We start from the raw sequence: 20,618 nt of genomic DNA on the forward strand, positions 1-20,618 counted from the left end.
TTAGTGGACACGATTGCCAGTCTGTTCAGCTTTATCACCACACCTGTTTCATGGGTCATCGTCCAGTTCCACAAGCTGTACGGAGCGCTCTTCGGCGATGACACCGGGTGGGCCTGGGGCCTGTCCATCGTGTCCCTGGTGGTCCTGATCCGGATCTGTCTGATCCCGCTTTTCGTGAAGCAGATCAAGTCGACCCGGAACATGCAGGTGCTCCAGCCGAAGATGAAGGCGATCCAGGAGCGCTACAAGAACGACAAGCAGCGTCAGTCCGAAGAGATGATGAAGCTGTACAAGGAGACGGGTACCAACCCCCTCTCCTCGTGCCTTCCCATCCTGGCGCAGTCCCCGTTCTTCTTCGCCCTGTATCACGTGCTCTCGGCCATCGCCTCGGGCAAGACGATCGGCGTCATCGACCAGCCGCTGCTGGACAGCGCCCGTCAGGCGCACATCTTCGGCGCTCCGCTGGCCGCGAAGTTCATGGACAGCGAAGAGAAGGTCTCGGCCCTCGGCGCCTCGCTCACCGATGTCCGTGTCGTCACCGCGATCATGATCGTGATGATGTCCGCGTCGCAGTTCTTCACCCAGCGCCAGCTGATGACGAAGAACGTCGACCTGACGGTGAAGACCCCGTACATGCAGCAGCAGAAGATGCTGATGTACGTCTTCCCCGTGATCTTCGCCGTCATGGGTATCAACTTCCCCGTCGGTGTCCTTGTCTACTGGCTGACCACCAACGTCTGGACCATGGGTCAGCAGATGTACGTGATCAACCAGAACCCGACTCCGGGCAGCAAGGCGCAGGACCAGTACCTGAACCGCGTGCTGAAGAGCGTGACCGCGCACGGCGAGGTCCGTGGGCGTACACGGCGCAACACGGTCAAGCGGATCGTCGCCAAGGGCCCCGACCGCAACGACATCGAGCGCAAGTTCATCACGGGTCTGGGCAAGCTCGGCCTCGCCGCCCAGGAGGACGGGACGGTGGCGAAGAGCGAAGCGGCCATCCTCGAGGCCGAGGGCGGTGCCGCGCCCAAGCGCCAGCAGCCCAAGCGCCAGACCAAGGCGAAGCGCCACACTGCTGCCACGCACTCCGGTGCGGCGAAGGACTCGGGCTCCACCGGCCCGGAATCCAAGACCTCGCTGGAGAAGCAGGACGCATCGCAGGACGACAAGCCGAAGCCGGCGGACAAGTCCGCCGCGTCCGGTTCCTCACGCCAAGCCAAGTCCGGACAGCGCAAGGGCCCGCAGCGGCCCAAGCACCCGTCCAAGAAGTAAGAAGGAGTCCATCCGTGACGGAAGGCACCACCACCACGGCCGCTGAGGGCAGCGACACTCTGACGCGCCTCGAGCAGGAGGGGGAGATCGCGGCTGACTACCTCGAGGGCCTGCTCGACATCGCCGACCTGGACGGCGACATCGACATGGACGTGGAGGCGGACCGGGCCGCGGTCTCGATCATCAGCGAATCGGCGCGTGACCTGCAGAAGCTCGTGGGCCGCGACGGTGAGGTGCTGGAGGCGCTGCAGGAGCTGACGCGCCTGGCCGTTCACCGTGAGACCGGTGACCGCAGCCGTCTGATGCTGGACATCGCCGGTTTCCGTGCCAAGAAGCGTGAAGTTCTCGCCGCGCTGGGTGCCAAGGCCGCGGATGAGGTCAAGAGCTCGGGCGAGCCCGTGAAGCTGGAGCCGATGACGCCGTTCGAGCGCAAGGTCGTGCACGACGCGGTCGCGGCAGCAGGTCTGCGCAGCGAGTCCGAGGGCGAGGAGCCTCAGCGCTTCGTCGTCGTTCTCCCGGCCTGACCGGATCCTTGTACTGTCGGCCCCGTCTGTTCGCAGGCGGGGCCGATCTTTGTCAGCCTGATAGTCAGCGTGCTAGTGCGGTACGGAAGGACGGTCCCCGTGACGGAGGAAGCAGAGCTCCCTCAGGCGCCCAAGGAGGCGCAGGCGGTATTCGGTGAGTTCTTCCCCGAGGCTGTCAGGTATGCGGAACTGCTCGCGGATGCGGGCGTCAAGCGTGGGCTGATCGGCCCCCGCGAGGTGCCGCGCCTGTGGGAACGCCACCTCCTGAACTGCGCGGTGCTCTCCGAGGTGGTTCCCGAGGGTGTCACGGTGTGCGACGTGGGGTCGGGGGCCGGCCTCCCCGGCATCCCGCTGGCGCTGGTCCGCCCGGATCTGAAGATCACCCTGCTCGAGCCGCTGCTGCGCCGCACCAACTTCCTCCAGGAGGTCGTCGAGCTTCTGGGACTGGATCACGTGACAGTCGTCCGGGGCCGGGCCGAGGAGGTGCTCGGGACCCTGCAGCCGGTCCACGTGGTGACCGCGCGCGCGGTGGCGCCGCTCGACCGGCTCGCCGGCTGGGGCGTCCCCCTGCTCCGTCCGTACGGAGAGATGCTGGCGCTCAAGGGGGGAACGGCCGAGGAGGAGATCCAGGGAGCACGTGCCGCTCTGAGCAAGCTCGGCGTGGTGGATACCGAGGTCCTGCACGTCGGTGAGGGGCTCGTCGATCCCGCTTCCACCGTGGTGCGTGTGGTGGTCGGAGAGAGCCCGGGCGGTGTGAGGTTCGCCGCAAAGCGCGCCAAGGCCGCACGGGTCGGCCGGACGCGGCGACGCCGATGAGTACGGGCTCACCGAAGGACGGCACGGTCTCTTTTCTTCCCTTTTAGTATTCTCAGGACTTTTTGTACTGATGCTCCATGCATGCAGCGATATGTGCAGCCTGCGGAGTGTCGAGAGCCTGGTCCTGGGCCGCAGGGGCATCGTGTTTCACGTGAAACGTCGCTCTCTGCTGCAGGGAATCATCGGTCGCGGTCGTGCGGCTGCCGCGCCGCGCGACCGCAAGCCCGTACGGGCCATGAAGTTGTCCACAGAAGCGGATTCATCCACAGAACAGTCGGCCTCGCTGGTTCACTACCCCGAAAGCATGGCAGGCTCTGTTCATTGCGAGCCTGAAGTCGAGGAGAGTGAATCCTTGCGGTCCGACGCCAACATCGCGGGGCCGATGACCGACCCGGTCCCCGGTCCCCGTACCGAGTCCCTGGGGGACGGTGTTTCACGTGAAACACCGCCGCCCATGGATGACACACCCATTGGTCGTGCGGCACAGCTGGCGGTCGAGGCCCTTGGCCGCGCCGGTGAGGGGCTGCCACGGCCGGACCGGACACGCGTCATGGTCGTCGCCAACCAGAAGGGCGGCGTGGGCAAGACGACTTCGACGGTCAATCTCGCCGCCTCGCTCGCTCTGCACGGTGCGCGCGTTCTGGTGGTGGACCTCGACCCGCAGGGGAACGCCTCCACGGCTCTGGGAATCGACCACCACGCCGAGGTCCCCTCCATCTACGACGTTCTGGTGGAGAGCATGCCGCTCTCCGAGGTGGTGCAGCCGGTCCCGGACGTAGAAGGTCTCTTCTGCGCGCCGGCCACCATTGATCTCGCGGGTGCCGAGATCGAGCTGGTCTCTCTGGTCGCGCGGGAGAGTCGACTTCAGCGGGCGATCCAGGCCTACGACCAGCCGCTGGACTACATCCTCATCGACTGCCCGCCGTCGCTCGGTCTCCTGACAGTGAACGCGCTCGTGGCCGGAGCTGAGGTACTCATCCCGATTCAGTGCGAGTACTACGCGCTGGAAGGGCTTGGGCAGCTGCTGCGCAACGTGGACCTGGTCCGTGGACACTTGAATCCCGATCTCCACGTATCGACGATCCTGCTCACCATGTACGACGGCAGGACCAGGCTTGCTTCGCAGGTCGCGGAAGAGGTGCGCACCCACTTCGGCAAGGAGGTGCTGCGGACCAGCATTCCGCGTTCGGTGCGCATCTCGGAGGCGCCGAGCTACGGGCAGACGGTCCTGACGTACGATCCGGGCTCCAGCGGATCCCTCTCCTACCTCGAGGCGGCCCGTGAGATCGCGCTGAGAGGCGTGGGAGTGCATTACGAGGCCCAGCACGCTCCGGCAGGCGATCCTGCCCACACGGGCGTCCAGAACAGTCAGCAGAGCCATTCGGAGGGCATGCAGTGAGTGAGCGTCGTAGAGGGCTGGGGCGTGGACTCGGTGCACTGATTCCCGCAGCTCCTCAGGAGAAGCAGGTCGCGAGTCCCGCTTCGGGTGCGAATGCGGGGCTGACGGCCCACACGATGACCGCGGAGCGTGGGGTGCCTGCCGCGAAACTCGCCGCGCTCCCGTCCGGTTCCTTGGTCCCGGAGCCGAGCTCCCCGGTCGAGGAGATGGATCCCGCCGTCGGTCGGAGCGACTCGGCCGGGGCGTACTTCGCAGAGATTCCGCTGTCGTCGATCACGCCCAACCCCAAGCAGCCTCGTGAGGTCTTCGACGAGGACGCGCTGGCTGAGCTGGTCACCTCCATCAAGGAGGTGGGGCTCCTTCAGCCCGTCGTCGTGCGCAAGGTCGACGAGGACCGTTTCGAGCTCATCATGGGTGAGCGCCGTTGGAGGGCCTGTGGCGAAGCCGGCCTGGAGCGCATCCCCGCCATCGTCCGCGCGACCGATGACGAGAAGCTGCTCCTCGACGCGCTTCTGGAGAACCTCCACCGGGCTCAGCTGAACCCCTTGGAGGAGGCGGCGGCGTACGACCAGCTGCTGAAGGACTTCAAGTGCACGCACGATCAGCTGGCGGACCGGATCGGCAGGTCTCGTCCGCAGGTGTCGAACACGCTCCGACTGTTGCGGCTCTCCCCGTCCGTCCAGCGCAGGGTGGCCGCGGGAGTTCTCTCGGCCGGGCACGCGAGGGCTTTGCTGTCGGTGGACGACTCGGAGGAACAGGACCGGCTCGCTCACCGCATCGTCGCCGAAGGGCTGTCGGTGCGTGCCGTCGAGGAAATCGTGAATCTCCTCGGGTCCGAGCCGACGAGTTCTGCGAAGCCCAAGGGCCCCAGGGCCGGTGGCCGGGTCTCGCCGGCGCTGACCGATCTCGCTTCGCGGCTCTCCGACCGGTTCGAGACGCGAGTGAAGGTCGACCTCGGGCAGAAGAAGGGAAAGATCGTCGTCGAGTTCGCCTCGATGGAGGATCTGGACCGCATCCTCGGCAGTCTTGCTCCGGGTGAAGGACGCGTGCTTGAACGGAGCACGGAGGAAGAGCAGGCCGAAGCCGACGAGGCCTGAGACTGCTGAACGGTGAGGGCGGGGCGGGTTCCGGGAAGTTCTCCAGAACCCGCCCCGCCCTTTGCCGTCTCTCGGTATCCCCATCACCTCTGGGTGGATACGATGCGTTCTGGTATGGCGTATCCACCACCGTGATCCACCTCAGAGGAGGCGGGGGCCGTGCGATCAGTGCATCGCAGCCACCTGGTGACAGTCGGTTTGGGGCTCGGCGCTGTCGGGGGGTTCGTCGGCAGCCTGTTCCGAGAACGGAGTGCGCTGGCAGCCGCACGTGATGCGGCGGGCGTAGGAAGTGAGGAACCGCCTACATGGGGCGTCGGCTCGTACCGCTCACACTCGACAATCTTCCCGATCTCCCCAGGCGTTGCCGCTCGTGTGTCTTCTGGGAGCTTGATCCGGTCAGCGGGGAAGCCGCGGTAAAGGCCGGCAGGCCCGAAGTCGAGAAGGAAGCCTGGATCTCCTCTGCTCTGCTGGAGTGGGGATCCTGTGGACGGGTCGTCTATGTGGATGATGCCGCGGTCGGCTTCGTGCTCTACGCGCCCCCGGCGTATGTCCCGCGGTCCACGGCGTTTCCCACCAGCCCGGTATCCCCCGACGCCGTGCAACTCATGACCGCGTTGATCGTCCCCGGATATCAGGGGCAGGGGTTGGGGCGCGTGATGGTCCAGACGGTTGCCAAGGACTTGCTGCGACGCGGGTTCAAGGCGATCGAGGCCTTTGGCGACGCCAGGTGGAAGGAGCCCGCATGTGTGCTGCCGGCGGATCACTTGCTCGCTGTCGGCTTCAAGACAGTGCGTCCTCATCCCAGGTATCCGCGTCTGAGGCTTGAACTGCGTTCGACGCTCTCCTGGAAGGAGGATGTCGAGCTGGCCCTGGACCGGCTGCTCGGCGTCGTACAGAAGGAGCCGGTTCTTCGTCCCCTCTGACTGCCGATGCCGAGGGGTGAGCGACACGCAGAACGGGCCCTCCTGGTGGTGAGAGCCCGTTTCACGTGAAACAGTCAGCCGCTACTTCTGGACGATGAAGTTCTCCAGGTCGCGGAGAATCGCTGCCTTCGGCTTTGCGCCGACGATGGTCTTCGCGACCTCGCCACCCTGGTACACGTTCAGTGTGGGGATCGACATCACGCCGTACTTCGCCGCGGTGGCCGGGTTCTCGTCGATGTTGAGCTTGACGATCTCGATCTGGTCGCCGTGCTCAGCCGCGATGGCCTCCAGTGAAGGGGCGATCTGGCGGCACGGGCCGCACCAGGCGGCCCAGAAGTCCACCAGCACGGGCTTGTCGTTCTTCAGGACGTCCTCGTCGAAGGAGTCGTCGGTCACGTTCTTCAGGGCGCCGGCCACGGCGGGCCTCCTTAACTTCGTGGGGGTGTGGGATCGGGGGATGCGGTCAGACGGCCGGGGTCTTCTCCGGCTCGGCCAGCTCCTCGTCGGAGAGCGCGGCCAGGAACCGCTCCGCGTCGAGGGCTGCGGAGCAGCCGGTGCCGGCGGCCGTGATCGCCTGTCGGTAGGTGTGGTCGACGACGTCGCCGGCGCCGAAGACACCCTTCAGGTTGGTGCGCGTCGACGGGGCCTCGACCTTGAGGTAGCCCTCGTCGTCGAGGTCGAGCTGGCCCTTGAAGAGTTCCGTGCGGGGGTCGTGGCCGACGGCGATGAACAGGCCCGTGACCGGAAGCTCGGAGGTCTCACCGGTCTTGGTGTTGCGCAGGGTGAGGCTGGAGAGCTTCTGGTCCCCGTGGACCGTCGCCACCTCGCTGTCCCAGGCGAACTTGATCTTCGGGTCGGCGAAGGCACGATCCTGCATGGCCTTGGAGGCCCGCAGGGAGTCGCGGCGGTGGACGATCGTGACGGACTTGGCGAACCGGGAGAGGAAGGTTGCCTCCTCCATCGCGGTGTCGCCGCCGCCGATGACGGCGATGTCCTGGTCCTTGAAGAAGAAGCCGTCGCAGGTGGCACACCAGGAGACACCGCGTCCGGAGAGCGCGTCCTCGTTGGGCAGGCCCAGCTTGCGGTGCTGGGATCCCGTGGTGACGATGACGGCCTTGGCGCGGTGCACCGTGCCCGCCGTGTCCGTGACGGTCTTGATCTCTCCGGTGAGGTCGACGGAGACCACGTCGTCGGGGATGAGCTCGGCACCGAAGCGCTCAGCCTGGGCGCGCATGTTGTCCATGAGCTCGGGGCCCATGATTCCGTCCTGGAAGCCCGGGAAGTTCTCCACGTCGGTGGTGTTCATCAGCGCACCACCGGCGGTGACGGCACCCTCGAACACCAGCGGCTTCAGGGAGGCGCGAGCGGTGTACAGGGCGGCGGTGTAACCAGCCGGCCCGGAGCCGATGATGATCACATTACGGACGTCGCTCACGGGTTCTTCCTCGTCTCTGCAGACTGCCTACTGCCTACTGGGGCCGGTTCCACGACTCTCACCCCACCCAACGGATCCTACGGGGCATGCATTCCCGAAAGAGCGGTCCGGCTCCCGGCGAGACCTCAGAGGCGGTCGTAGGAGCGGGTCAGCAACAGTTGCCCCTTTGCCGCAGACGTCGAATCCACGCAAGCCGCGTCGATGACATAGGCCTGGACACGGCGGGGATCGGTCTCATGGGGCAGTACGACGAGGAACGCGGCTGTCCCTTCGTAAGTGTCCTCTTCCACGGCCAGGGCAGGACTGTTCCTGCCGGTGCCCTGCTGGACACACTCCGGCACGTCCACGACCGGCGCGCGCAGGGTGCCGGGGGTTTCGGCCCTGGGGGACACTCCCTCAGGAGAGGATTTGGTGTCCAGGGACGGCGTACCGAGGTCCGTCGGAGCTTCGGACGTTCGCGTCTCGCTCAGGAGCGCGTGAACCCGGTCTTCCAGCGCGTTTTCCGAAAGGCTTCCTCGGCTCTTCTCCGCGGCGCTGACACCGTGGTCGGCCATCGAGCTCGCCGAATCGTGGGACGGCTGGAGGGACTGGAGAAGGAAGACGCTCATGCCGACCGCCGCCGCACCGAAGGCGGTGCCGAGGATTACCGTACGTCGCCGACGGCGAGCCGGACTCCGGCCGGGGCCGGTGGCACCGCGGGGGTGCCCGGCGGGCCGGGTCACCGATGTGTTCTCGGTCGATGGAACGCTGGTTTCACGTGAAACAGCAGCGGCGTCCCGTGCCGCAGAGATGGCCGTCGCTTCCGATGCCAGAGCCGCGTCAATTCTGCGGCTGACATCTTCGGGCATGCGTTCAGAGAGGGGCTGTACCGCTCCCAGCAGAGAGCGGATTTCCTCCAGTGAGGCGTAGACGTCCCCGCACTCCACACAGGCGTCGATGTGGTCGCGGAGTGCTGCCTCGCGGGACGAGGGGAGAAGTCCTTCGGTGAGATCGGCGATCTCCGAGGCATCCGGGTGCTGAGCCGTGTCGGCTGCTGATGTCATGCGAGCCCACCTCCACCCTTCACGCCGGCGGGATCGCCGTCTCCCGCGTCTCTTGGTCCTGACGCCGGTGGGACGGATACACCCTGCGTCCGGTTCCTCTCCACGGGGCTGTCCTTCCTGTCCCCTCTGCCGCTGCGTAGATGGGTGAGCAAGGGGAGCAGTCTGGCACGGCCCCGCGCGCAACGGCTCTTCACGGTCCCGGTCGGTACATCGAGGATGCGGGCCGCTTCGGCTACCGGGTAGGCCTGCATGTCCACGAGGACGAGGGCGGCGCGCTGTTCGGCGGGCAGAGTGGCGAGTGCGTTCAGGAGTTCACGATGCAGATCCTGCCGTTCGGCAGGGGCCTCGGCGGATTCGTGCGGTTCCATGAGCTGATCGAGCCGCTCGGTGTCGTCGACCGGCGCGGTTCTCCGTGAGGCCGCCTTGCGGGCACGGTCGAGGCAGGCGTTGACGGTGATCCTGTGCAGCCAGGTGGTGACGGCGGAGTGGCCCCGGAAGGTGTGGGCGGCACGGAAAGCGGAGACAAGAGCGTCCTGCACGGCGTCGGCGGCTTCCTCACGGTCGCCCAGCGTGCGCAGGGCCACGGCCCAGAGGCGGTCACGGTGCCGCCGTACGAGCTCACCGAAGGCGTCAGGGTCGCCCGCGACGTGCTGGGCCAGGAGATCCTGGTCGCTGACGTCGGCGAATCCGGCGTCGTCCAACGGTGAGCCCCCTCCCCTGGTGCGGTCAGCTGGTGACCTTGATGTCCGAGATCTTGCCCCGGTAGCTTCCGCCGTCACTCATGGGCAGCTTGGTCAGCCAGACCAGAAGGTACCGCGCCTCCACCGGCTTGTCGGGCTTGAGGGACACCTTCGTTCCGGATCCTGCCGCGGCCTTGGTGAAACCGGTCGGCATCGAAGGGACGGTCGCGTCCGCGGTGGTCCTCAGCTCGACGGAGGTGCTGCCCCCGAGGAAGGACACCTGGACGTTGCCGACCTGCTGGACCTCGCCGAGGTCCAGAACGACTCCGACGCCCTCCTTGAGCCGCCCGAAGTCGGCGCTGTAATAGCCGTCCGTGGTCCAGTAGGAGCTTGCGTCCCCGTCGTAGACGTTCTTGATGGAGGCGGGCTTCTCGGAGCCGTCGCCGAGCGGGTCGTAGTCCTGGGCTCCCACGATGGTGACCGGCTTGCTGGGTTCGACGGCGTTGTTGTCGTCGCCGCCCTCCTCGGTGGTCTGCGTAGGGGCCGGGTCCCCTGAGCCGCTGTTCCGGTCGATGACGGTTTCTGCCAGCTGCCAGCTGCCCAGGCCCAGAGCGGCGATGAGCAAGGCGGAAACCGCCCACTTGAGTGCCTTGCCGGTACGGCTCTGAAGGGGAGGAGGCGGAACGATGACGGGCTGGGCGACGGAAGCGGGCCGTGTCGAGGGGCGACCGTACGTGCCCTGCTGGTAGGTCGTGCGCTGGTACTCGGGCGGCGCCGTGAAGGCGGGCTCCGGCGGAAGGATGCGCGGCATGGCCGCGACGGCCTTCGCCAGCTCGTCCGGGGTGGTGCACGGCTGCTCCTGCCGCGAGGCGGTGGCACCGTCGTTGGCGAGCGCGCGCATGGCCAGTTCGGACAGGCCCCGGTGAACGCCGGCCCGCACCTGGTCCGGGGGGATCAGGCCCAGGTCCTTGGGAAGCCCGGTGAGGCCGTACGCATCGCTCTCATACGGCCAGCGCCGGGTCAGGGCGGCGTAGAGGAGGGCGCCGATGGCCTCGGTGTCCGTGCGCAGCGGCTGATCGGCGGTGACGCCGCGCAGGGCGGCGTTCACGGCCAGGCCGCGAATCCGGTACTGGCCCGTGGAGCTGCGCAGTACGGCGCCGGGGGTGAGACGCAGATGGGCGAGCCCCTCGCGGTGCGCCGCTGCCATGGCCTGGGAGATCTGGCTCACGAGCTGGTAGGCGTCGTGGGCTTCCAGCGGTCCGGCGGCCAGCAGCGCCGTGAGCTCGGTGGCGTCGGGGAGCCATTCGTGGACGACGTAGACGAGGTCGTCCTCCTCCACGGCGTCCAGGACCTGCACGAAGCGCGGGTCACCGAGGAGGGCGGAGGAGCGGGCCGCCGCCAGCACCGAGCGGGCACGCGGGTGATTGGCGGGCAGCAGGTGGACACCCACCGCACGCCGCAGCTTCTCGTCCACGGCACGCCAGCTGCTGAAGCCGTCCAGCCGCGTGACGCACTCCTCGAGGCGGTACCGTCCGGCCAGCTTGTGACCGCTGTGCAGGTCGGGCGAGGCCGGTACGGAGTCGGAGCTGTCACGCCCCTTGGCCGCGTCCTTCGAGCCCGTGCCCTCTGCGTCCTGGGTTTGTGCCGTCCCGTCGGTCGTGGCCGCGTCCGCCTTGGCGGACAGCGGCTCGTCGCCGCTGTTGTCGGCCACGTCGACAGCAGCCGTGCTACGTTCCGCCACCGTCGTTCCTGCCTCCCCATCCGTTGCGCGATGCCAGCCAGCTCTGCACAGTCACGCCAATTGTGCCCACACTCCGGCGCTATGCACGACACGCGGTGTCCAGCGATGGTTGTGCGGCCACGGCGCGCGTATCAGCGTCCGAGACGTCCCCGGACCATGCCGACCATGCCGTTGAGCTCTTCGATACGCATTTTCTTCGCCGAGACGAAGAAGACGCCCAGCAGGACGACGCTGCCACAGACCAGTGCCACCACGGACCCGCCGGCTCCCTCGCCGAGGGTCTTCAGGAGAGCGAATCCCACGCCGCCGCCGATCACGGCCGCGGGGACCGCGGCCAGGCAGAGACGGGCGTAGGTGCGCACCACACGGGCGCCGTCGAGGTCACCGCCGAGCCGGTGGCTCAGCCGTCGCCAGGCGATGCCGACACCGACCGCGTAGGCCAGTCCGTAGGACGCCGCCATTCCCACGACTGCCCACTGGGCCGGAAGAATCACGTAGCAGAGGGCGGAGGCCGCGGCATTCACCGCGGCGACGATGACCGTGTTGTAGAAGGGGGTCCGGGTGTCCTCGTACGCGTAGAAGCCACGTAGCACGACGTACTGCACGGAGTACGGGATGAGACCGAGGCCGAACGCCATCAGGATGAAGCCCATCGACCGCGCGGCCTCGGTGCCGCTGGACGCGTACAGCAGGGTGCACATCGGCAGGCCGAGCGCGAGGAAGGTGAAGGCGACCGGGACGATGGCCACCGCCGAGTTGCGCAGACCCTGCGAGATGTCGTCGCGGACGGCCCCGGGGTCGTTGTCATGCGCGGCGCGGGAGATGCGGGGCAGCAGGGCCGCCATGACCGAGACGGTGATGATGGCCTGGGGCATGCCCCAGATCAGCTGGGCGTTGGAGTAGGCCAGGAAGCCCGTGCCGTCCTTGCCCGACAGCTTGCCGGCCGACGTGGCCAGCTGCGTGACGACGATGACGCCGGCCTGGTTGGCGAGAACGAAGAGAACCGTCCACTTCGCGAGCTTGATCGTCTTTCCGAGTCCGTGCCCCTTCCAGTCGAAGCGCGGACGGAAGCGGAACCCTGCCTCACGGAGGTACGGGATCATGGCCAGGGCCTGGACGACCAGGCCGAGCAGCGTACCGATGCCCAGCAGACGGACACCCTCGGCGGGGATCGTCTGGACACCCATCCGGGATTCGGCCGAGGAGCCGTACACCCAGATGAAGAGGCCGAACGTGAAGATCATGACGATGTTGTTGAGGACCGGGGTCCACATCATCGCGCCGAACTTGCCGCGGGCGTTGAGGATCTGGCCCATGACCACGTGCACGCCCATGAAGAAGATGGTCGGCAGGCAGTAGCGGGCGAAGGTGACGGACACACTGTTGGCCGCGGCATCGTTCGCGATGGTCGGGGACATCATGTGGATGAGCCACGGCGCGGCGAAGACGGCGATCGCGACGATCACGCCGAGAGCGGCCATGACGAGCGTCAGCAGCCGGTTGGCGAAGGCCTCACCACCGTCCGCGTCGTCCTTCATGGACCGGACGAGCTGAGGAACGAAGACCGAGTTGAGCCCGCCGCCCACGGTGAGGATGTAGATCATCGTGGGCAGGGTGTACGCGATGGTGAAGCTGTCACCGAGGAGAGCCGCGCCCAGCGCAGCGGTGATCACGAGGCTGCGTACGAAGCCGGTCAGCCGGGACACCAGGGTGCCCGCAGCCATCAGCGCACTGGACTTCAGTATCCCGGCGGCCCGGCCACCGGACTTCGGAGGCACGGGTGCCGGAGCTGCCTCAGGCTCGGCAGGGGGGCCGGGAGGCCGCCCCGAGCCTTCCTGGTCGCGGAAGAGGTGAGCGAACGCGTCCTGCTCCCCGCGGTCCCCGGAAGCCTGGGTGACGAGGTCGTCGACGCCGACGTACTGTGTGGTCGCCGCGTTGTCGCCGTAGGGCAGGTGCCGTGAGGGGCCTGCGGGCTCCGGTGGCGGCGTCTGGGCCCAGATGCGGGGGTCGGGGGCGTACTGGGCGGCCGGAGGCTGCTGGTAGAGCGGCTGAGGTTCCTGGTAGGTGCCCGGAGGCGGCGGCGGATGTGAGGCGCGGTCGTACAGCGCCTCGGCCACCGGATCCTGCGCGGCGAGGTCCTGCGCGCGGTACGGATCGTGGTCGTACGCGTGCTGCAGGTAGGGGTCGGGTGCCTCCCCCTCCTGGCCGCCGCTCGGTGGCCCCGGCGGACCGCTGGAAGACCCAGCTCCGCCCGCGCCCTGGCCGCGGTCACCGTCGTACGGCGCGTTCATCGAAACCCCACCTCATTGTCCCCGGCCGACAGGCCCCGACAGACATCGCTCAACGGTCCACTTTCTCACCCGGGCCCGATGGGTTCCCGCTTTCCGGACCGGTGTCCGGCGTGGGGTCACTCGGCTGCTCGGGTTCGCCGCCGTTGTCCCCCACCGCGCCGCCCGCGACGGTGCGCTTGCGGTGCGTGTACATCCGGATGCCCGCCAGGACCAGCAGCAGCAGCCCGCCGGCGATCACGAGGAGCACCGTCGGGGTGACCTCCGAGACCTTCACCGTGAAGGTCATCTCCTCGCCGTACGGGGTGCCGTCCGCGGTGAAGAGCCGCGCCTTGAGCTGCGCCTGTCCGTTGGCGTTGGCGGCCGCGTCGAACTTCACGGACTGACTGTGACCGCCCGCGATCTCGACCGGCTGGTCGGCGACGGCACCACCGTCGTTCAGCTTGAGCCGGGTGGCATTGCCCGAGGTCAGACGGAGTACGAGGTGGTCGACACCCTGCACCAGCTTGTTCTGCACCGTCACCGGGATCGTGGCACTGCGCCCGGACAGGGTCACATCCGACTTCGTGATCAGCTTGACCTCGTTGGTGAGGCCCTGGAGATAAGTGCGGACCGCGTCGCGGTACCGCTGCGCCTCCAGCGGGCTGCCGCGCCACGACGTCGACACGGCGCGGTTGATCGCGTTGCCGAAGGGGGTCACCACCCGGTCGGGCTGGGTGAGGATGACCTGGAAGCTGTCGAGGGAGTTCTGCGTCGTCCTGATGTCCTGGAACGCCTGGGTGGGCAGTTCCTGGCTTCGCAGCTTCTTCGGGTACTGGGAGGCCCTGGGCACCTTCGTGGTGGCCTGTGCGTCAGGCTTCTGTTCCGCGGCCGCCATCAGGTCGAGGGGCTGGGTCCAGCGGTCGGCCGTGAGCGCCTGCAGGGCGCGCGCCATCGTCTGTGCCTGGGCCGCGGTGGGCGTCCGCTGAGGGGCGACGACGATGCTGCGCTCGTTGTCGGGGTCCTGCTCGGTCACCGCGAGCGTCTGGGCCAGGAACTTCTGGACGGCGAGGGTCGAGTCGCCTGCCTTGGCCATGTCACCGGTGAACGCGGTGGACAGCCGGTGGTCGGTGACGACGGCGGTCGTACCGCCGCCGATCGGCCGGGCCGCCGTCGGTGTGTAGGGCAGCCCGCCGGTCTCCTCGAGGCTGTCGCTCCGGGCGATCACCTTGTGCGCGCCGGCCGAGGTGGCGACATCGACGACCGAGGGATCGATCGCACCGTCCACCGGCCAGGCGAAGTCCGTGGACGGCTTCACGTGGAGGACGGTCTCCACCGTGGTCCCGGCGACCTCGGTCGCCGTCTGCAGGTGGCTGAGGGCGCCCGAGACGTTCTTGCCGCGGTGGGCGATGGACGCCAGGTCGGGGTCGGCGAACGGGAGCGCCACCACCTTCCCGTCCTGCACGGCCGCCTGCAGATCCGTGAGCCACTTCTTGGCGATGGCCTGGTTCGTGCCCGCGACCGTGGTGTCACCGCTCTTGACCCGGTAGTTCTTCGTCATCGCGTCGACGGAGGCCAGGAGGTCCGGGTCGATCACCCAGGTCACCGGAAGCTGTCGGCCCAGCGAAACCAGCTGTTCGAGGCGTCCGCCCGGAGCGAGCTCGAGGGCGAGGTCGTCGTTGGCGAACACGGGTGTCTGCTGTTCGTCGGACCCGGTCTCGGCGGTGATGTGCGCCGATGCGATCAAGGGCCAGAGGAAGGTGAGACTGGTCTTGCCCTTGGTGTCCTCGGGCTGCCACGGCAGGAAGGTCCGCTGGATACCGAGGACCTGGTCGTAGGAGTAGTCGGTGGTCCGGCCCGTGAGGGAGACCCCGAGCTGGTAGACGCCTGCCGCGTCCAGGTCCAGCTTGTCCACCGGAACGGCGAGGGTGAAGTCCTGGCTGACCCCGGACGCGAGCTCGGGGACCTTCAGCGTGTAGGTGCCGCCGAGCTTGGCCGGGTCGCTGCCCGGGAGGTAGCCGGTGCGCTTGGCAGCCTCGTCGACAGCCCCCCTCCCGGACAGCCTCGGTCCGACGCGCAGGTCGACCTCGGCGTCCTTGACCGTCTTCTTCCCCTTGTTGGTCAGGGTGCCTGAGACGGTGAGTGTGTCGCCTTCCACCGGCGCGCTGGGGGAGAGCGTGTTCAGGGACACATCGACGGTGCGCGAGCCGGTCGGGGCTTTCGTCGCGCCCCCGGCGGCCTGGGCCGAGGGTGCCGCGGGACCGGCCAGGAGGCCGGCGATCAGCGGCGCTCCGACGATCAAGGAGGCTGTGCGCCGGAGCCACCGGCGGGCAGGGGAAGGACTCATCCCCTGAAAGTCTGCCGCCTCGGCCACGCGTACCCGTCCCTCGTCGTCGTCAGCTGGTACCGGCGCTGCCGGTTCTGCGTCCCCGCATGGTAACGATGTGCCCGACGCCTGAGTGCCGGGGACCATGCCACATGATCGGGAGAGTCTCGCAGGGCCGCCGGAAACGATGACGCCCGGGCCGGTCGGTGCACGTACCCTTTTCTGTTGTGCCGAACGCCAACGAAGACAGCCCCCGTGCACTGAGTCAGGTGCAGCACCGCGCAGTCAGCGAACTGCTGCGGGTGTCCCCCGTCGCAGACGACCTCGCCCTCCGATTCCAGGAGGCCGGGTTCTGCCTCGCCCTGGTCGGTGGGTCGGTCCGCGACGCGTTGCTCGGCAGGCTCGGAAATGACCTGGACTTCACGACCGACGCCCGCCCGGAGGATGTGCTCAAGATCGTCCGGCCCTGGGCCGACTCGGTCTGGGAGGTCGGAATCGCGTTCGGCACCGTGGGTGCGCAGAAGAACGGCTACCAGATCGAGGTCACGACCTATCGGTCGGAGGCGTACGACAGGACCTCCCGCAAGCCCGAGGTCTCCTACGGCGACTCGATCGAGGACGACCTCGTACGCCGTGACTTCACGGTCAACGCCATGGCCGTCGCACTGCCGCAGAAGGAGTTCATCGACCCGCACGGGGGCCTCGACGACCTGGCCCAGCGGGTACTGCGGACTCCTGGCACCCCCGAGGCATCCTTCTCCGACGATCCGCTGCGCATGCTGCGCGCCGCACGTTTTGCGGCACAGCTGGACTTCGAGGTGGCCCCCGACGTGGTCAAGGCCATGACGGACATGGCGGGACGCATCGAGATCGTCTCGTCCGAGAGGGTGCGCGAGGAGCTGAACAAGCTGCTGCTCTCCGGCCACCCCCGCAAGGGTCTGGGGCTTCTGGTGGACACCGGGCTGGCCGACAGGGTGCTGCCCGAGCTGCCGGCCCTGCGTCTGGAAAGTGATGAGCATCACCGTCACAAGGATGTCTACGAGCACTCCCTGACGGTTCTGGAGCAGGCCATCGACCTGGAGGAGGACGGCCCGGATCTCGTGCTGCGTCTTGCGGCCCTCCTCCATGACATCGGGAAGCCGAAGACACGACGCTTCGAGAAGGACGGGCGCGTCTCCTTCCACCACCACGAAGTGGTCGGGGCCAAGATGGTCCGGAAGCGGATGGCCGAGCTGAAGTACTCCAACGACATGGTCAAGGACGTCTCGAAGCTGGTGGAGCTGCACCTGCGCTTCCACGGGTACGGCGACGGGGAGTGGACCGACTCCGCGGTGCGCAGGTACGTGCGGGATGCAGGGCCACTGCTGGACCGCCTGCACAAGCTCACGCGCTCCGACTGCACGACGCGCAACAAGCGCAAGGCCAACGCCCTCTCGCGTACCTACGACGGGCTCGAAGCGCGCATCGCGCAACTGCAGGAGCAGGAGGAGCTGGAGGCGATCCGGCCCGACCTGGACGGCAACGACATCATGCAGGTCCTGGGTGTGGGGCCCGGACCTGTGATCGGCAAGGCGTACGCGTTCCTGCTGGAGCTGCGGTTGGAGAACGGCCCGATGGAGCGCGACGCGGCAGTCGCTGCGCTCAAGGAGTGGTGGGCCGCGCAGGGCTGACGTCGACCGCGGCAGGAGAGCGCAGGGCGCGCACGGTCGTCATGTTTCACGTGAAACATGACCCGGGTCGTCCGAGGGGCGGTGTTTCACGTGAAACACCGCCCCTCACTCCTTGATGCGGGCGGGCTGGAGCGTGAGGCTCACGCGTCGCCGACGAAGCATGGCCAGCGAGACGATGGCGTAGAGCGCGGCCACGGCGACTACGACGACGGCTGAACGGCCGTCCGGGGGGAGCACCAGGGCGGACACGGCCGCAGCCGCGACAAAGGCGACGTTGAACAGCACGTCGTAGAGCGAGAAGACCCGGCCGCGATAGGCGTCGTCCACCGAGGTCTGCACCTCGGTATCCGTAGCGATCTTCGCTCCCTGAGTGATCAGTCCGAGTACGAAGGCCGCCACCAGCATCGGCGCGGGAGCGAACGGGAGTCCCAGCGCCGGCTCCAGGATGGCCGCAGCTCCCGCGCAGCCCGCCAGCCAGCCGTATCGCCCGAGGCGGCCGACTGCCCACGGGGTCACCAGGGCGGCCACGAAGAATCCGGCGGCGGAGGTGCCGAGCGCCAGCCCGAGGAGGGCCAGGCCGTCCGATTCGCCGTCGGACCAGGCGTAGCGGCACAGCATCAGCAGCATCACGGTCAGTGCCCCGTAGCAGAAGCGGAGCACCGTCATGGCGGCCAGGGCGTGCGCTGCGTCGCGTCGCTCGGCCAGATGGCGCAATCCGGCGACGAGCCCCCGTGCGGTCGTGGTGAGGGCCTCCCGCAGTGGCACGTGGTGCAGGCCCCGGACCGGTCCCAGGAGTGTGCGGGGCAAGGTCACGGCGACCAGTGCCGAGAAGAGGTAGAGGAGAGCGCCCAGCAGGACCACAGCCGCGTCCGACCCGTCCGTCAGCAGCCGGATGGCCAGGGCGAGGCCGCCGCCCGCGGTCGCGGCCAGTGTTCCGGCCGTGGGGGACAGGGAGTTGGCGAGGACGAGCCGCTCGGAGTCGACGACGCGAGGGAGGGCTGCGGACAGCCCGGCCAGCACGAATCGGTTGACGGCGGTCACGCAGAGGGCGGAGGCGTAGAACAGCCAGTCCGGGGTGGGACTCAGGAGCAGCAGAGCCGTGCAGCAGGCCAGAGCAGCTCGCAACAGGTTTCCGTACAGGAAGACCTGACGGCGTGGCCAGCGGTCGAGCAGGACTCCGGCGAACGGTCCGATGAGCGAGTACGGGAGCAGCAGCACGGCCATGGCGGAGGCGATGGCGCCCGGCGTCGTCTGGTTCTCCGGGGAGAAGACGACGTAGGTGGCGAGCGCGACCTGGTAGACGCCGTCGGCCGACTGGGAGAGAAGCCGCACGGCGAGCAGGCGACGGAAGTTGCGGAGGCGCAGGAGTACGCCCAGATCACGCACGACAGGCATGTGTGCAAGCGTCACACATGTAGGGGGCCTCCGGGCGGATTGCCCGGGGGCCCCCTGCATGGGGAAACGTCACTGAGTGATGACCAGTTGGGTCAGCGCTCGACGTCGCCGCTGATGAACTTCTCGACGTTCTCGCGGGCCTCGTCGTCGAAGTACTGGACGGGCGGGGACTTCATGAAGTACGAGGACGCCGAGAGGATCGGGCCACCGATGCCGCGGTCCTTGGCGATCTTCGCGGCACGCACGGCGTCGATGATGACACCGGCCGAGTTCGGGGAGTCCCAGACCTCGAGCTTGTACTCGAGGTTCAGCGGAACGTCGCCGAAGGCGCGGCCCTCGAGGCGCACGTACGCCCACTTGCGGTCGTCCAGCCAGGCCACGTAGTCCGAGGGGCCGATGTGGACGTTGTCCGCACCCAGTTCGCGGTCACGGATCTGCGAGGTGACGGCCTGCGTCTTCGAGATCTTCTTGGACTCCAGGCGCTCGCGCTCGAGCATGTTCTTGAAGTCCATGTTGCCGCCGACGTTCAGCTGCATCGTGCGGTCCAGGATGACGCCGCGGTCCTCGAACAGCTTCGCCATCACACGGTGCGTGATGGTGGCGCCGACCTGAGACTTGATGTCGTCGCCGACGATCGGGACACCGGCCTCGGTGAACTTGTCGGCCCACTCCTTGGTGCCGGCGATGAACACCGGGAGGGCGTTGACGAACGCCACCTTGGCGTCGATGGCGCACTGCGCGTAGAACTTCGCAGCGACCTCGGAGCCGACGGGCAGGTAGCAGACGAGGACGTCGACCTGCTTGTCCTTGAGGACCTGGACGATGTCGACGGGGGCGTCGGCGGACTCCTCGATCGTCTCGCGGTAGTACTTGCCCAGGCCGTCGTGGGTGTGGCCGCGCTGGACGGTCACGCCCGTGTTCGGCACGTCGGCGATCTTGATGGTGTTGTTCTCGCTGGCGCCGATGGCGTCCGCGAGGTCGAGGCCGACCTTCTTCGCGTCGACGTCGAAGGCGGCGACGAACTCGACGTCGCTCACGTGGTAGTCGCCGAACTGGACGTGCATCAGGCCGGGCACCTTGCCGGCCGGATCGGCGTCCTTGTAGTACTCGACGCCCTGCACCAGCGAGGCGGCGCAGTTGCCCACGCCGACGATGGCTACGCGAACCGAACCCATGCCGATTGCTCCCTGTGTGTTCTCGGTGTTCCCCGTGACGCCTTCCGGCTCTGCGGGGATGTCACTTGGTGTCGTCGGACGGATCCGGCCGGGTGTCGTCCCGAAGCCGGGGCAGGCCGCCCGTCTCTCCTGATGTGTCGTGCTGAGTGGAGCCCTCGGGCGAGGATCGTCGCTGATCCCGTCCCGACCGCTCGCTCTCGATGAGCTCGTTCAGCCAGCGCACTTCGCGCTCCACGGACTCCATGCCGTGTCGCTGCAGCTCAAGCGTGTAGTCGTCGAGTCGTTCGCGCGTGCGGGCGAGGGAGGCACGCATCTTCTCGAGGCGTTCCTCCAGCCTGCTGCGGCGGCCTTCGAGCACGCGCATCCGCACCTCTCGCTCCGTCTGTCCGAAGAAGGCGAAGCGAGCCGCGAAGTGCTCGTCCTCCCAGGAGTCCGGACCGGTGTGCGAGAGCAACTCCTCGAAGTGCTCCTTACCTTCCGCCGTCAGCCGGTAGACGATCTTGGCCCGGCGCCCGGCCAGCGAGGACGCGGGGGCCGCCCCACGTCCTGTGGCAGGTGGCAGAGCCGGAACACTTCCCGGCTCCTCGATCAACCAGCCGCTGGCGACCAGTGTCTTGAGGCAGGGGTAGAGCGTGCCGTAACTGAAGGCACGGAAGATGCCCAGCGAGGTGTTGAGGCGCTTGCGCAGCTCGTACCCGTGCATGGGGGACTCGCGGAGCAGGCCGAGTACGGCGAATTCGAGGATGCCGGAGCGTCTGCTCACCTTCGCCTCCTCTTCCGCTTGGCGCTTCCCTGGGCCGTGGAGCCCACCTTATGCCGTGCTGATGTATCGACTCGATACATCAGCACGATAGA

17 protein-coding genes are annotated in these 20,618 nt (G+C 67.7%); 7 read left to right on the forward strand and 10 right to left on the reverse strand.

Going from position 1 to position 20,618, the window contains the following annotated elements:
- Positions 1-3: 3 nt before the first annotated feature.
- From yidC to ACFVS9_RS10565, 6 genes are all read left to right on the forward strand, one after another.
- Positions 4-1,272 (forward strand): membrane protein insertase YidC, encoded by a 1,269-nt coding sequence (gene yidC / locus ACFVS9_RS10540; RefSeq protein WP_389931373.1) that lies wholly within the window; start codon positions 4-6, stop codon positions 1,270-1,272.
- A gap of 14 nt (positions 1,273-1,286) precedes the next feature.
- Entirely contained in the window at positions 1,287-1,796 is a 510-nt protein-coding gene (locus ACFVS9_RS10545) for a R3H domain-containing nucleic acid-binding protein (protein WP_073750684.1), read from the forward strand.
- A gap of 99 nt (positions 1,797-1,895) precedes the next feature.
- Positions 1,896-2,612 carry a 16S rRNA (guanine(527)-N(7))-methyltransferase RsmG gene (gene rsmG / locus ACFVS9_RS10550; protein ID WP_383112771.1) on the forward strand — a complete coding sequence of 239 codons (717 nt, stop codon included), beginning with the start codon at positions 1,896-1,898 and terminating at the stop codon, positions 2,610-2,612.
- Between the two features lie 304 nt (positions 2,613-2,916).
- A complete protein-coding gene (locus ACFVS9_RS10555) occupies positions 2,917-4,011 on the forward strand; it encodes a ParA family protein (protein ID WP_383112855.1) in 1,095 nt (364 codons plus the stop codon).
- Positions 4,008-5,108: a ParB/RepB/Spo0J family partition protein gene (locus tag ACFVS9_RS10560; RefSeq protein ID WP_389931375.1), complete on the forward strand. Its 1,101-nt coding sequence runs from the start codon at positions 4,008-4,010 to the stop codon at positions 5,106-5,108. The genes ACFVS9_RS10555 and ACFVS9_RS10560 overlap by 4 nt, the downstream gene beginning before the upstream one ends.
- Positions 5,109-5,413: 305 nt before the next feature.
- Complete coding sequence (locus ACFVS9_RS10565) at positions 5,414-6,031, forward strand: GNAT family N-acetyltransferase (RefSeq protein WP_383112773.1); 618 nt, start codon at positions 5,414-5,416, stop codon at positions 6,029-6,031.
- 81 nt (positions 6,032-6,112) lie between these two features.
- Here the strand turns inward: ACFVS9_RS10565 and trxA are convergent, their stop codons facing one another.
- The 7 genes from trxA to ACFVS9_RS10600 form a co-directional block, all read right to left on the reverse strand.
- Positions 6,113-6,448: a thioredoxin gene (gene trxA, locus ACFVS9_RS10570; protein WP_356534508.1), complete on the reverse strand. Its 336-nt coding sequence runs from the start codon at positions 6,446-6,448 to the stop codon at positions 6,113-6,115.
- A gap of 46 nt (positions 6,449-6,494) precedes the next feature.
- The gene (trxB, locus tag ACFVS9_RS10575) at positions 6,495-7,466 is read right to left on the reverse strand and encodes a thioredoxin-disulfide reductase (RefSeq protein ID WP_389931377.1); all 972 of its coding nucleotides are present in this window, start codon (positions 7,464-7,466) and stop codon (positions 6,495-6,497) included.
- Positions 7,467-7,591: 125 nt separating this feature from the next.
- Entirely contained in the window at positions 7,592-8,509 is a 918-nt protein-coding gene (locus tag ACFVS9_RS10580) for a hypothetical protein (protein WP_389931378.1), read from the reverse strand.
- A complete protein-coding gene (sigM, locus tag ACFVS9_RS10585; protein ID WP_383112776.1) occupies positions 8,506-9,210 on the reverse strand; it encodes an RNA polymerase sigma factor SigM in 705 nt (234 codons plus the stop codon). The genes ACFVS9_RS10580 and sigM overlap by 4 nt, the downstream gene beginning before the upstream one ends.
- 25 nt (positions 9,211-9,235) lie before the next feature.
- A complete protein-coding gene (locus ACFVS9_RS10590) occupies positions 9,236-10,930 on the reverse strand; it encodes a serine/threonine protein kinase (protein ID WP_389931380.1) in 1,695 nt (564 codons plus the stop codon).
- A gap of 131 nt (positions 10,931-11,061) precedes the next feature.
- On the reverse strand, positions 11,062-13,221 hold the full coding sequence (gene murJ / locus ACFVS9_RS10595; protein ID WP_389931381.1) for a murein biosynthesis integral membrane protein MurJ: 2,160 nt from the start codon (positions 13,219-13,221) through the stop codon (positions 11,062-11,064).
- Between the two features lie 49 nt (positions 13,222-13,270).
- Positions 13,271-15,571 (reverse strand): DUF6049 family protein, encoded by a 2,301-nt coding sequence (locus ACFVS9_RS10600; protein WP_383112779.1) that lies wholly within the window; start codon positions 15,569-15,571, stop codon positions 13,271-13,273.
- Positions 15,572-15,750: 179 nt separating this feature from the next.
- Between ACFVS9_RS10600 and ACFVS9_RS10605 the strand changes: the two genes are divergently transcribed.
- A complete protein-coding gene (locus tag ACFVS9_RS10605; protein WP_389931383.1) occupies positions 15,751-17,193 on the forward strand; it encodes a CCA tRNA nucleotidyltransferase in 1,443 nt (480 codons plus the stop codon).
- A gap of 105 nt (positions 17,194-17,298) precedes the next feature.
- Here ACFVS9_RS10605 and ACFVS9_RS10610 read toward each other — a convergent pair whose 3' ends face one another.
- From ACFVS9_RS10610 to ACFVS9_RS10620, 3 genes are all read right to left on the reverse strand, one after another.
- Positions 17,299-18,588, reverse strand: a complete 1,290-nt coding sequence (locus ACFVS9_RS10610; RefSeq protein ID WP_389931384.1) for an MFS transporter — start codon at positions 18,586-18,588, stop codon at positions 17,299-17,301.
- A gap of 92 nt (positions 18,589-18,680) precedes the next feature.
- Positions 18,681-19,763, reverse strand: coding sequence for an inositol-3-phosphate synthase (locus tag ACFVS9_RS10615; protein WP_383112782.1), 1,083 nt, complete (start codon positions 19,761-19,763; stop codon positions 18,681-18,683).
- A 61-nt stretch (positions 19,764-19,824) separates the two neighbouring features.
- The gene (locus ACFVS9_RS10620; RefSeq protein WP_383112783.1) at positions 19,825-20,526 is read right to left on the reverse strand and encodes a helix-turn-helix transcriptional regulator; all 702 of its coding nucleotides are present in this window, start codon (positions 20,524-20,526) and stop codon (positions 19,825-19,827) included.
- Positions 20,527-20,618 lie beyond the last annotated feature (92 nt).

Source organism: Streptomyces sp. NPDC058008 (assembly GCF_042886395.1).
Taxonomy (GTDB): domain Bacteria; phylum Actinomycetota; class Actinomycetes; order Streptomycetales; family Streptomycetaceae; genus Streptomyces.